A 12620-nucleotide genomic window follows, 5' to 3' on the forward strand; every position below is an offset into this window, starting at 1 on the left:
CCAAAATAAATTGGATTGCTTTTTATCTTAATTAAAGAACCGGAGCCATTGTTTCTTTCAATACTTGAACAGAGTGGTCGAATTTTAATTCTTCATCTTCACTTAATTCAACCTCTAAAATTTCACGAACACCGCCGCGATTTAAAACAGCAGGTACCCCAATATAAACATCTTTTTGACCGTATTGACCTTCTAAGTAAGCTGATACAGTTAATACACTATTTTCGTCGTTTAAAATTGCTTTTGTAACACGTAGAAGTGACATACCGATACCATAATAAGTTGCGCCTTTACGCTCAATAATATGGTAAGCTGCATCACGGACGTTTATGAAAATTTTGTCTAAATCTTCTTGATTATACGTGTTGTCTTTTTCAAGCAGTGTTTGTAGTTTTTGGATACCAACGGAAACATGGCTCCAAACTGGAAGTTCAGTATCGCCGTGTTCTCCGATAATATAAGCGTGAATGTTGTGTGGACCAATATCGAAGTACTCACCTAACATATAGCGGAAACGAGCAGAATCAAGCGTTGTACCAGAACCGATTACACGTTCTTTCGGTAAACCAGATTCTTTCCAAGTTACATAAGTTAAAATATCTACAGGGTTTGTTGCGATTAAGAAGATGCCATCAAATCCGCTATCCATAATACTGCGAACGATTTGTTTAAAGATTTTAGCGTTTTTCTCAACTAAATCTAAACGTGTTTCGCCTGGCTTTTGTGGTAATCCAGCTGTAATAACTACAAGGTCAGCATCTTTACAATCTTCGTAGCTGCCTTTCCATACTCTAGTTGGAGCTGGGGCGAATGGAACAGCATGACTTAAATCCATTGCTTCCCCTTCAGCTTTTGCTTCATTTACATCGACTAAAACAAATTCTTCAGCTACGGCTTGGTTAATCATGCAGTAAGCATAACTACATCCAACTGCTCCTGTTCCTACTAATACAACACGGTTAATACCTTTTTTCATTTCAAAATTCCTCGCAATTTCATTGGTTTTGTTATGTAAGATAATACGTCTTACTTCTATAGAGTCATATCTAGTTTATTACATTTTATAAAAGATATTCAAGTATTTGAAAATGTATCCGTGCAAATCTGCGAACAAAACATAGGAATTCAGTGAACCGAATATAATTCAGTAAAATCCTTTGTAAAAGGGGAAATGGTATGGGGAACCCATTAACAATGGAAGAAATGCTTCATATTATTCATGCAGGGCTTGTTAAAAAGAATAACCCAAAACGGATTACGATTGCAGGTGCAGGGATTTCTGGATTAGTTGCAGGTTCTTTATTAAAAGAGGCTGGGCACGAAGTAACGATTATAGAAGCAAATAACAGAATAGGTGGCAGAGTGTACACGATTCGGGAACCATTTAGTGTGGGTTTATATTTTAATGCGGGACCGATGAGAATCCCTGACACCCATAAGTTAACCTTAGCGTATATTCATAAATTTAAACTACCTTTAAACCTTTTTATAAATAAAACTTTTGCAGATATCATTTATACGAATAACATTCAAACGAGATTGAATGTGTTTGAAAATGATCCAAGTGTACTTGAATATCCGGTTTTGGATAAAGAAAAAGGAAAAACGGCAGAAGAGCTAATGATTGAGGTATTAGAACCAATACTAAATTATATTAAGAAGGATCCTGATAAAAACTGGCTTATCGTTGAAAAAAAGTATAAAACGTATTCGCTTGGTTCATTTTTAATGGAGTATTATTCAGATGGTGCAATAGATATGATTGGGGTACTTCTTGATATGGAAGCTTATATGGGAATGTCCTTAATTGAAGTATTACGTGAAATGATTTTCTTTACTTCAACAACGAAATATTATGAAATAACTGGTGGAATGGATAAGTTATCGAATGCATTCTTACCACAATTAAGGGAACATATTTTAATGCAGTATAAGGTTGATAAAATTATACAAGAAGATAATAAAGTAATGTTACAAGGAAATCATGAACAAACGTTAGAGCAATTTACAATAACAAGTGATTTTGCTATTATTACAATTCCATTTTCAGCGTTAAGGTTTGTAGAAGTTCAGCCATACTATTTATTCTCTTATTTTAAAAAAAGAGCAATTCGTGAATTAAATTATATTGCTGCAACTAAAATTGCAATAGAGTTTAAAAGTAGATTTTGGGAGAAAGCGGGACAGTGTGGAGGTAAATCTATTACTGATTTACCGATACGTTTTACATACTATCCGAGTTATGGCATTCATACTCCAGGACCAGCTATCGTTATAGCAAGTTATACGTGGGCAGATGAGGCGTTAACATGGGATAGTCTCCCGCAAAGAGATCGTATTCGTTACGCATTAAAAAATTTAGCGGAAATATACGGTGACATCGTCTATAGTGAGTTTGTCACTGGAACATCTTTTAGCTGGAGTAAAAATCCGTATTCTTGCGGTGCATTTACAGCTTTCGAACCAGGCCAAGAGCTCGAGTTATTTCCGTATATTACACCACCATCTGGAAAAGTACACTTTGCAGGAGAGCATACGACATTAACACATGGATGGATGCAAGGGGCAATTGAGTCTGGAGTTAGAGTTGCATATGAAGTAAATGAACAGTGAATCTCTTATATTTACAAATGGTCATTCTTTTAATAAAATGATAAATATAAATCGTAATTATTACGCTTTGAATACATTTGAAGTAAAGAAATGGATGGTCGGTTGAATGAATAAAGTGGAGATTCATATATTAGGTGGTTTTTTAGGTAGTGGAAAATCAACATTATTACAAAATTTATTGTTAGCAGAGAAAAAGAAGAATAGAAAAGTTGCAGTATTAATGAATGAAATTGGTGAATACTCGGTAGATACAGATATTATTGGAAAAGAGAATGTTTTAAGAGAACTTCTTAAAGGATGTATTTGTTGTACATTAAAAGAAGAGCTTGAAATACAATTACATTCGTTATACCAACAAGAAAGACCAGATGTAATTTATATAGAAACGACAGGTGTTGCGCATCCAATTGAAGTGTTAGACGCGTGTGTCTCGCCAATTTTAGCTCCTTTTCTGGAAGTGAAATCAATTGTAGTCGTTTTAGATGCAGTAAGGTGGTTAAACCGAAGTATATTAAGTGCAAATGTACAACAGCTATTGCATGAGCAACTTAAATTTGGTAGTCACATTCTTGTTAATAAAGCAGATTTACTAACAGATGAAGATAAGAACACAGTATTTGAAGAAGTAAAGGCAATAAATGATCATGCGAAAATGTATGAGACAAAGTATTGTAATATATCTTTAAAAGATATAGAAGAAGCAGAATTTCCAAATGATGAGGAACATGAGACACTACATGTCAAACAGCATTTACATATACAAACGATGACATATCAATTTACGAAACCGATTGATCAAGACAAATTATATGAATGGCTTTCGAATTTACCAGATAGTATTTATCGAGTGAAAGGTTTTGTGAAATTCCGTGGAGATAAATACCCTCACCTATTCCAATATTCGTTCGGAGTACCAACTTTATTAGAACAAGACTTCGGTTTCCCGACAAACTTAGTAGTAATAGGAGAAGGACTAGATAAGAAACAATTGGCTGAAGGGTTAGAGAAAGTAGAACTTAACTCTAATTAAGGTGAAAAGACTAACTTAAAAAATAAGTTAGTCTTTTTGTATGATCATTACTGAAATGAAACAGTATTTTCAATTGGATTGCAGAATATATATTGATTGTATGTCCGTTTCCATTACATAGGAAGGTGATTATATATTTGTGCCGAATGTAGAGGGTACTACAAGAGTTTTCCATTATCTATCGAATTAGTTAGTCATGATTACGGACAGGGGATTTTGGCGTGTTTGATTCTATCAGAAAGTAAAGTATGGGGAGGATCACAATGTCGATGAAAAAACGTAAGTGGCTAAAGACAATGTTTACTGGTTGTGTTTTAGGTTCGTTATTAATAACGGCAGCTTGTTCAGGAAAGAAAACAAGTACAGAGGATGAAAAAACGATTAAGGTAGGAGTTCTTGCTTCTTTAACAGGACCGCTAGAATCGTATGGAAAACAAACAGTGAACGGATTTGAATTAGGGTTAGACTATGCAACTGGTGGAACTGGGAAAGTAGATGGGAAAAAGATTAAGTTTGTTGTAGAAGATACAGAAACGAAAGCTGATGTAGCAGTTAAAAAAGCTACGAAGTTATTAGAAGAAGAGAAAGTTGATTTTTTAGTTGGATCGTCTAGTTCAAGTGATACGTTAGCGGTTTTACCACTGGCCGGGGAATATGAAAAGATTATGGTTGTAGAACCGGCAGTTGCGGATAGTATTACCGGGAAGAACTGGAATAAATATATTTTTAGAACTGGAAGAAGTTCCTCACAAGATGCGATTGCAGGAGCAGCGGCAATTGCGAAAAAAGGTGTAAAGATTGCGACATTTGCCCCAGATAACGCTTTTGGTCGTGAAGGGATTGCTGCATTTAAAGCGGGTGCGAAAAAATTAGGTGCGAGCATTGTGAATGAGCAATACGCGGATACAAATTCAACAGATTTTACAGCGAATATTCAAAATATCATTAGTTCAAAACCAGATTATTTATTTATCGTTTGGGCAGGGGCAAATTCACCTTGGAAACAGTTGAAAGATATGAATGTGGAAGCGCAAGGTATTAAAATTTCTACAGGTGCGCCAGATATACCAGCATTAAAAACAATGGATGCATTAGTAGGTATGCAAGGTTTTTCTGTATATTATCACACACTTCCAAAAAATAAAGTGAATGATTGGCTAGTTGAAGAGCATAAAAAACGTTTTAATGGTGTAGTGCCAGATTTGTTTACAGCGGGAGGAATGTCAGCAGCAATTTCTATTGTAGAAGCCTTAAAGAAAACAAAAGGTGATACAGATGTAGATACCTTGATTAAGAAAATGGAAGGAATGGAATTTGATACACCGAAAGGAAAGATGAAGTTTAGAGAGAAGGACCACCAAGCGATGCAGACGCTGTATTCTATCACATTGAAAAAGCAAGATGGTGTTGATTATCCGGTGCCAGTGTTAGAGCGAGAATTAACGATGAAAGAAACAGAACCACCAGTTCAAAATAAATAGACTGAATTTTCTGTTGTTTTTGTATAAAGAGGGGGGACCCTCTTTATACATATTTCCTTCATACTCACGGCTTTAAAGGGAGGGATTTCGTGACACATTTGCTAGAGACGAAAAATCTTAGTGTATCTTTTGGTGAACATCAAGTTATTAAAGATGTAAATTTAACTGTCCAAAAAGGAAAGCTCATTTCTATTATCGGGCCAAATGGTGCGGGGAAGACAACATTATTTAATTTACTAAGTGGACAGATTTCACCTACAACAGGTGAAATGTATTTTAAAGGGCAAGATATTACAAAACTATCGATTTCAGATCGAACACGCTTAGGAATCGGTCGCTCTTTTCAGCTTACAAACATATTCCCAGAATTAACGGTACTTGAAAATGTCCGTTTAAGTGTTCAATCATTCGTACAAGATTACTATAGTTTTTTCCCGAGTTCAGCAAAATTAAAGCAACAAGTTGGAGAGGCGAGACGTTTCTTAAAAACAGTATTACTTCACGAGAAAGAGAACATATTAGCGAAAGATTTGGCACATGGAGAGAAAAGAAAGCTAGAACTTGCGATGTTATTGGCTTTAAAAACGGATGTGTTATTACTTGATGAGCCGACGGCAGGTATTTCGGTTGAGGAAGTCCCTGCTATATTACAAGTGATTGAAAATATTAAGAAACATCCAGAGAGCACAATTGTACTTATCGAACACAAAATGGATATGATACTAGGTTTGTCAGATCATCTTATCGTTTTATTTCATGGAGAGTTATTAGCTGAAGGATTGCCAGAAGAAATTATGAAAGATGAGCGTGTACAAAGTGCTTATTTAGGGGGATTATATAGTGGCACTATTACAAGTGAATAATATAGAAACGTATTTAGATCAGTTTCATATTTTGCAAGGAGTATCTCTTGCTGTTGAGAAAGGGACGATTACTGTACTGTTTGGTAGAAATGGGGCAGGGAAAACAACGACATTACGTTCAGTGATGGGATTTCACCGCATTGCAGATGGTGAAATTTATTATGATAGTGCAAAAGTAAGTGGATTACCTACACATTTAATTTCAAGGAAAGGAATAGGGTATGTACCAGAAAATCAAGGTATTTTTCATGATTTGACAGTAGAAGAAACATTCGCTCTTGCTAGGGGAAAAGGTGAGGAAGTAGAAGGGAAAATAGAGTGGATGCTGGAACTATTTCCGGATTTAAAGCAGTTTTGGAATAAGAAAAGTGGGCTCTTGAGCGGAGGGCAAAAGCAAATGTTGGCTATTTCAAGAGCGTTTATTAATAGTGATGGATTATTACTTATTGATGAACCGAGCAAAGGGCTATCCCCGATAATGGTGGAGAAATTAATGGTAGCTATTTTGAAGATGAAAGAGAAAACAACAGTTTTACTTGTTGAGCAAAATTTTATGATGGCCAGTCAAATTGGTGATTATTTTTACATTATGGATAACGGACGAATTGTTCATAACGGTTTTATGAATGAATTAAAAAAGGATAAGGAAATGTGTCATAAATATTTAGGAATCTCTTAACATGAATCCGAGGTGAAAAGGATGGATGTGTTAATCAATTTATTTGTAAATGGGATTTCAACAGGGATGCTCATTTTTTTGTTAGCATCAGGTCTTTCACTTATTTTCGGTCTAATGAGCGTTTTAAACTTTGCACACGGTGGTTTATTTGCATGGGGAGCATTTACAGGTGTTTGGTTATTTAATATGACAGGAAGTTATATATTAGCTTTAGTTGGAGCAGTAGCCATGGGAATGTTCCTAGGATTTATTTTAGAAAGGTTTCTTATTAGACCGGTATATGGAAATCATGTTCGACAGCTGCTCGTTACGCTTGGAGGAATGCTCGTTCTTAGTGAGTGTATTAAAATATTTTGGGGGCCAAACCCTATTAGTGCAAAATTACCGTTATGGTTACAAGGAAGTTTTACATTCGGAGGTATTATATTAATTAAATATCGTCTATTTGTTATTTTGATTGGGATAATTATTTACATCGCACTACTACTATTACTCAAAAAGACGAAGATAGGTCTTATGATCCGTGCAGGTGTAATGGATAAAGAAATGGTTCAAGCGCTTGGTATTAATGTAAAAGCGATATTTTCTTTCGTCTTTTTATTAGGAGCAGGGATGGCAGCTTTGGGAGGATTCTTATTAGCACCGTATTCGGGCGTTATTTTCGCCGAGATGGGCATGCAGTATGCAATTTTAGCTTTTATAGTAGTAATTATCGGTGGATTAGGAAGCGTACAAGGTTCAGCTATTGCTTCTTTAATTGTTGGATTAGCTGGTGCTTTTACAGCGTATTTTATACCAGATTTATCACTTGCAATTAATATGTTAATGTTACTATTTTTCTTAATAGTGAAGCCAACTGGACTTGTTGGTGAAAAGGGGTGAAATGGTGAACAACACATCGGACCGAATTAAAGTATACTTTGGAGTATGTATGCTCATTTGTTTAAGTGTATTTCCGTTCGTAAATGATTCAAGGAGCTTGTTAATTTTGTTCACTCAAATCTTCATCTTTGCTATTTTTGCAATGAGTTTTGATGTATTGCTTGGGTATACAGGAATTGTATCGTTCGGTCATTGTATGTTCTTTGGGATAGGAGCATATGGGGTAGCGCTTTTATTTGATCGACAAGGCGTATCAATAACGAACTTTTTAATTGGAATAGTAGCTGCAATTATCATTTCAGCAATAGTTAGTTATATAATTGGTTTACTTTCTTTACGGCTGAAAAGTCATTTTTATGCGATGCTAACACTTGCTATTTCACAGTTGTTTTTCGTCCTTGCTGAAAAATGGCGTGGGCTCACTCACGGAGGAGATGGTTTTACATTTGGTGTACCAGAAATATTCCGTGATCGTTTTACTTTTTATTATGTATCACTTGTATGTTTATGCTTCATTTTTATTCTATTACGTCTTTTTACAAAGTCTTCTATTGGGAAAGTATTAAAGGCAATTTCACAAAATGAACAACGTGTTGAAGCACTTGGATATAAAGTCCTCCATTATAAAATAATCGCAAGTGTAGTAGCAGGAATAGTAGCTGCAATTAGCGGTGGTTTATTTGTTATTACATTACGCTTTGTCAATACGACTGTATTTTCAATTGAAATGACACTAAATGCACTCTTGATGACAATGATTGGAGGAGTCGGAACATTAATTGGAGCTATTGCTGGATCTGGGATTATTGAATCCCTAAAATATTATTTATCAGAACTAGCTACAGAGTATCCGATCTTTGAACGATGGACGATTATTCTTGGTTTATTGTACATTATCGTATTGCTAGTTTTCCCGAAAGGATTAGTTGGCACGGTTAAGGGACTGAAGAATATGAAACGGAATAAGAAGGAGAAAAGTGCAGAAGTGGAGCAAAATGTGTGAAAAATCAATTGTATAGAATATAAAAATCCCTCTTTTAGATTCATAAAGGAGGGATTTTTTATTAACCAAATAGTTCATCAGGGATTTGTTTGAAAGAGTTTTGATTTGTAAAAAAATGAACAGCTAATTTCTCAATTGGAACATCTTCAATTGGTACCAATTTATCATTTTTAATCGGTAAAAAAGCTATTCCTTTTCCATCATCAATAAACGCTTCCATAAGCGAATAAGAATCCAACTGTTGAAGTTGTTGCTGAGATAGATTATTTTCTTTTAGAAATTGTATTGTCTTATTCCTAAAAGGGCACTTTTTGTCATTGCTAACGAAGAAAATTTCTTTTGAATAATCAATGGTACATTTTTCTTTCGCTTTTAATAAGCCTACAGAAATTGAGGTTGTGAACACTTTTTTAAACGATGCGTCAGGATAATACTCATAAGTTATGACCATATCAACTTTTTGTTGCTGAAGTGATTTTTGCAAATGACTACTACTTTCTACATATATTTGATAATTTCTGAAGTTTTCTTCAATACGCTACTTAAATAATTTGTCAAAATAGATTGTGACGTCGCTATTATATAAGAAGAACCACTCGTTTTAATTTCATCTTTTACTTCTTCTAATAGAGTTAATATTTTATTCGTGTAATCTAATAAAATGTCACCAGCAGGTAACAAGGAAACGCCTTTGTTATCTCTATGTAGTAAATGCGTTTCTAATTCTTGTTCTAATTTTTTGATTCGCTCAGTTACGTTCGGTTGAACATATCCTAACTCTTTAGCAGCTTTACTAATAGAACCCTCACTGGCAACAGTTTTGAATATAATAAGATCATTTATTTCCATATATCTCAGCCCCTTATGCACTATCATTATAAATGATACCAAACATAATTTATACCTATTTTACGTTAGTCAATCATCGGTTTATCATTATGTATATAGGATAGAAAGTGAGTGATAAACATGATTGGAATGCAATATAAGGTCATTTTGCCAAAGGATTATGATATAAAGATTATTAGGAATAGGGTAAAGGATAATGGGCATAAAACTGATGGTTTTCAAGACCTGAATTTTAAAGCTTATTTAATTACTGAGGTAGGCAAGGACGGGAATTTCTATAACTGTTATGCACCTTTATATATTTGGAATGGCCATGAAGGAATGAACAAATTTATCTTTGAAGGATATTATGATAATATTTTACAATCTTTTGGATGGCAACAAATAAATATAGGTGTTCCATTAGTTGTTAATCTAAGTGATGATTTTAAGAAATGTAAGTATGTTGTTGAATACGTGGGGAGTATTTCTCAAAAGAATTCATTGATTGAAACTCAATTTAACTTTTTTAATAAGAATGTCCAGAATACAGAAAATTGTAAAGGGAATGTAATAGTGTATAACCCAGATAAGTGGGGATATAGTCAGTTTGAATTTTATGAAGTAAAGCCTGAAATTGAAGAGATAGGGGATATTACATTATATGAGGTTTTACACATTTCACAGTAGATGCGGAATTGAAATAGAAATAAATTATTTATAAAAAATCCATTTTGATTCAAGTAATAATGTTCAAAATGGACTTTTCTTAATTATCTTATGTATATTCAAAACAAATTACTGCTTTTCTTAATTCTTTATTAAAGAATAAGTAAATACGATCGGCACCATAAGCTTGAAAATAATATCCTGTAACAAATCCAACATATGTAAAGGGATGTCCATATTCATCTTTTGGTACATATAGAAGATTCGTAAAGTCAAAAATTTCGTCTTCGTTATCGCAGTCTTCTAATAATTCTTCACCTTCTTCTGTCATAAAACGAACATCATCTAGGATACCATTTACCACAGGATAATTTAATCCCCAGCCATTTGTTTGTTTTTCAGCAAACTCTTGTTCTAATACTTCTACAGATGTTATTTCTTTTCCTAAGCTAGAATAAGGATAAATTTTTTGATTACGTTGAAAATACTCTTTACGGATTTGATAATCTCTTTTATTACTCTCATAGGCTTGTTCTATTATGTCAGAATTATTTTGTTCGATTTCGAAATAATTCCAATCCGCTTCAAATTTATATTTTCCATTAATGACATCGAATCCTAATGTATCTGCTTTCGTAAAATTTGTGTGAAATGGTTTGGTGAAATCACCCACGCAACCATCATGGATTTCTTTTGCTGACACAATATGTACCCATTCGTCCAATTCCGGTTCAATACATTGTAAGTTTATAGAACAAATGGGTAAAAAGTGCTTTTTATGTTGTTCCAAATCATCATAAAATATGTCTTCATATTCAGGGAATGGTTTTATAAATTGTTTAGAAATATGCATGTTCTGCCCACCTTTATATTAGTGATTTGTTTAATTTTATCATTTTATTTTAATTTTTTCTTATTTAAAAATTTATGATACACATAGTTATGGGAATAAAGAGTTCGTAAGTAAGGTGGATGTCTTATTGTTAAAATTTTATCATATGTCGAACAGTTGAGAGATGAAGCAAAGTAAGACTTCATACTTATACATAGCCTTATTACATTCGACACATAACGACAATATGCTGTTCATTTATCTGTTAGTATAATATATAGTTTTTGGGGATTTTTATCATTTTTACATTGGGGGAAGGGAATTTATGTTAAAAAAAATCGCGACAGTCACTTTAGCAGGGACGTTAGCTTTCAGTTTATCGGCATGTGATGAGAAGAAAGAAGTAGCTAAAACTGTATCAAATAATACGAAGGAAGAGCAAAGTAGTGCCAAAAAAGAAAATACGAAGAATGAAGATACAAGAGAATATAATGTTGAAAAAACTACTCAAATTAGAAATCAAAAATTAACAGTCCATAAAGTACAAATAGCACAAGTGGCAGAATATGATAAGCTGGAAAAAGGTAATGAGTTTGTTATTGTTCATGTTACAGTAGAGAATATTGGTAATCAAAAAGTTAGAATTAATCCATTAGATTTTTACCTTGAAAGAGGAGATGGAAGTATCGTGGACCATACATTTTCAACTAGTAATAAAAATATTTTTAAAATTAAAGATGTAGATCCAAACGGTAAGTTAACAGGAGCCATAACATTTGAAGCGAAAAAAGGTGATTCTAATCTTGAATTAATTTATAGACCTGATGTTATGTCTAAAGAGGAAGTAAAAGTAGAACTTAAATGATTTATCCCGTAAGAGCCCAATTGGTGTAAACAAGAGCCTTTTATGCAAACTTATACAAGTTTTACATGAAGACGGTATGCTCAAATGAATTTACGGTACGATAAAAGAAAATAATAGATTAGAAGACGATGTGAATTTCAAACATATTGTTTTGAAAACAAAAAATAAATGCATGATAAGGATTGGCGTTGGAGCTTAATCCTTTTTTTATGGAGATGTAGAGAATGGCAAGTAGACCTAATACTACACGAGTGATGCCTTTAGTTAAGTAAAAGTAAGTTGAGTTATATAAAAAATGTGATTTTCTCTTGCATTACTATCACTTGAGTGGTAAAGTGATAGTAAGATTCACGATAGGAAGTGATCAAACATGCGTGATAATACGATAGGATCATTAATATGGTTACGTTTAATACGATTTACGAACCAAAGTAATCAAATGTCAAATGAGTTTTTAAAACGTTTTGATTTAACGACAGCTCAATTTGATGTGCTTTTGCAAATACGTACGTATCAACCACTAACACAAATGGAGTTAGCTGAAAAGGTAACTGTTACACAAGGTGGCATTTCTCGAATGTTAACTCGTCTTGAAAAAGAAGGATATATTGTACGAAAACAAGATTGGAAAACGAAAACAATTAGTCTTACAGAGCAAGGAGAAGCAGCTTTAGAGAGAGCATTGCCAGAGCAACTTGCATTTCAATCTTCGTTTTTTGATGATGTATTAAATGAAGAAGAGCAGAAAATATTATACGAGCTAATGACGAAAGTTCATAAGCATAGTGAAAAAAAAGAATTACCCCAAGAGTAATTTTTTTTATACTATCAATTGACTAATCAAGTGAAGGCGTAGGGAATACGGAGATATACCT

The 12620-nt window shown here is 33.7% G+C and carries 12 protein-coding genes and 1 pseudogene; 10 read left to right on the forward strand and 3 right to left on the reverse strand.

From position 1 onward, the window contains the following. Positions 1-31: 31 nt before the first annotated feature. Positions 32-976 (reverse strand): L-lactate dehydrogenase, encoded by a 945-nt coding sequence (locus HMPREF1014_RS09670; protein ID WP_000715321.1) that lies wholly within the window; start codon positions 974-976, stop codon positions 32-34. A 200-nt stretch (positions 977-1176) separates the two neighbouring features. On the opposite strand from HMPREF1014_RS09670, the gene HMPREF1014_RS09675 reads away from it, so the two are divergent. From HMPREF1014_RS09675 to HMPREF1014_RS09705, 7 genes are all read left to right on the forward strand, one after another. Then, on the forward strand, positions 1177-2613 hold the full coding sequence (locus HMPREF1014_RS09675; protein WP_000528024.1) for a flavin monoamine oxidase family protein: 1437 nt from the start codon (positions 1177-1179) through the stop codon (positions 2611-2613). Positions 2614-2719: 106 nt separating this feature from the next. After that, positions 2720-3643, forward strand: coding sequence for a CobW family GTP-binding protein (locus tag HMPREF1014_RS09680; RefSeq protein WP_001044941.1), 924 nt, complete (start codon positions 2720-2722; stop codon positions 3641-3643). Between the two features lie 263 nt (positions 3644-3906). Further along, a complete protein-coding gene (locus tag HMPREF1014_RS09685; protein WP_000062005.1) occupies positions 3907-5124 on the forward strand; it encodes a substrate-binding domain-containing protein in 1218 nt (405 codons plus the stop codon). An 89-nt stretch (positions 5125-5213) separates the two neighbouring features. After that, complete coding sequence (locus HMPREF1014_RS09690; protein WP_000149336.1) at positions 5214-5987, forward strand: ABC transporter ATP-binding protein; 774 nt, start codon at positions 5214-5216, stop codon at positions 5985-5987. Continuing rightward, positions 5965-6666: an ABC transporter ATP-binding protein gene (locus HMPREF1014_RS09695; RefSeq protein WP_001196696.1), complete on the forward strand. Its 702-nt coding sequence runs from the start codon at positions 5965-5967 to the stop codon at positions 6664-6666. Before HMPREF1014_RS09690 ends, HMPREF1014_RS09695 begins: the two co-directional genes overlap by 23 nt. Before the next feature lie 21 nt (positions 6667-6687). After that, on the forward strand, positions 6688-7548 hold the full coding sequence (locus HMPREF1014_RS09700; protein ID WP_000382787.1) for a branched-chain amino acid ABC transporter permease: 861 nt from the start codon (positions 6688-6690) through the stop codon (positions 7546-7548). A gap of 49 nt (positions 7549-7597) precedes the next feature. Next, on the forward strand, positions 7598-8551 hold the full coding sequence (locus HMPREF1014_RS09705) for a branched-chain amino acid ABC transporter permease (protein WP_009326792.1): 954 nt from the start codon (positions 7598-7600) through the stop codon (positions 8549-8551). A gap of 61 nt (positions 8552-8612) precedes the next feature. Here the strand turns inward: HMPREF1014_RS09705 and HMPREF1014_RS09710 are convergent. Further along, positions 8613-9400: pseudogene (locus tag HMPREF1014_RS09710) on the reverse strand (LysR family transcriptional regulator). A gap of 120 nt (positions 9401-9520) precedes the next feature. Between HMPREF1014_RS09710 and HMPREF1014_RS09715 the strand changes: the two are divergent. Further along, the gene (locus HMPREF1014_RS09715) at positions 9521-10069 is read left to right on the forward strand and encodes a DUF4865 family protein (RefSeq protein WP_000579875.1); all 549 of its coding nucleotides are present in this window, start codon (positions 9521-9523) and stop codon (positions 10067-10069) included. 88 nt (positions 10070-10157) lie between these two features. Here the strand turns inward: HMPREF1014_RS09715 and HMPREF1014_RS09720 are convergent, their stop codons facing one another. Further along, on the reverse strand, positions 10158-10901 hold the full coding sequence (locus HMPREF1014_RS09720) for a hypothetical protein (protein ID WP_000548213.1): 744 nt from the start codon (positions 10899-10901) through the stop codon (positions 10158-10160). Positions 10902-11205: 304 nt separating this feature from the next. Between HMPREF1014_RS09720 and HMPREF1014_RS09725 the strand changes: the two genes are divergently transcribed. Both HMPREF1014_RS09725 and HMPREF1014_RS09730 read left to right on the forward strand, forming a co-directional pair. After that, the gene (locus HMPREF1014_RS09725; RefSeq protein ID WP_000913457.1) at positions 11206-11745 is read left to right on the forward strand and encodes a DUF4352 domain-containing protein; all 540 of its coding nucleotides are present in this window, start codon (positions 11206-11208) and stop codon (positions 11743-11745) included. 370 nt (positions 11746-12115) lie between these two features. After that, positions 12116-12559 (forward strand): MarR family winged helix-turn-helix transcriptional regulator, encoded by a 444-nt coding sequence (locus tag HMPREF1014_RS09730; protein WP_001205523.1) that lies wholly within the window; start codon positions 12116-12118, stop codon positions 12557-12559. Positions 12560-12620: the final 61 nt, after the last annotated feature.

Origin of the sequence: Bacillus sp. 7_6_55CFAA_CT2 (genome assembly GCF_000238655.1) — a bacterium.
GTDB classification, from domain to species: domain Bacteria; phylum Bacillota; class Bacilli; order Bacillales; family Bacillaceae_G; genus Bacillus_A; species Bacillus_A cereus.

What these genes read in the sequence shown, in the direction of transcription:
- HMPREF1014_RS09670 (WP_000715321.1), bottom strand. Translation starts at nt 976, where the DNA reads ATGAAAAAAGGTATTAACCGTGTTGTATTAGTAGGAACAGGAGCAGTT.
- HMPREF1014_RS09675 (WP_000528024.1), top strand. Translation starts at nt 1,177, where the DNA reads ATGGGGAACCCATTAACAATGGAAGAAATGCTTCATATTATTCATGCA.
- HMPREF1014_RS09680 (WP_001044941.1), top strand. Translation starts at nt 2,720, where the DNA reads ATGAATAAAGTGGAGATTCATATATTAGGTGGTTTTTTAGGTAGTGGA.
- HMPREF1014_RS09685 (WP_000062005.1), top strand. Translation starts at nt 3,907, where the DNA reads ATGTCGATGAAAAAACGTAAGTGGCTAAAGACAATGTTTACTGGTTGT.
- HMPREF1014_RS09700 (WP_000382787.1), top strand. Translation starts at nt 6,688, where the DNA reads ATGGATGTGTTAATCAATTTATTTGTAAATGGGATTTCAACAGGGATG.
- HMPREF1014_RS09705 (WP_009326792.1), top strand. Translation starts at nt 7,598, where the DNA reads ATGCTCATTTGTTTAAGTGTATTTCCGTTCGTAAATGATTCAAGGAGC.
- HMPREF1014_RS09715 (WP_000579875.1), top strand. Translation starts at nt 9,521, where the DNA reads ATGATTGGAATGCAATATAAGGTCATTTTGCCAAAGGATTATGATATA.
- HMPREF1014_RS09720 (WP_000548213.1), bottom strand. Translation starts at nt 10,901, where the DNA reads ATGCATATTTCTAAACAATTTATAAAACCATTCCCTGAATATGAAGAC.
- HMPREF1014_RS09725 (WP_000913457.1), top strand. Translation starts at nt 11,206, where the DNA reads ATGTTAAAAAAAATCGCGACAGTCACTTTAGCAGGGACGTTAGCTTTC.
- HMPREF1014_RS09730 (WP_001205523.1), top strand. Translation starts at nt 12,116, where the DNA reads ATGCGTGATAATACGATAGGATCATTAATATGGTTACGTTTAATACGA.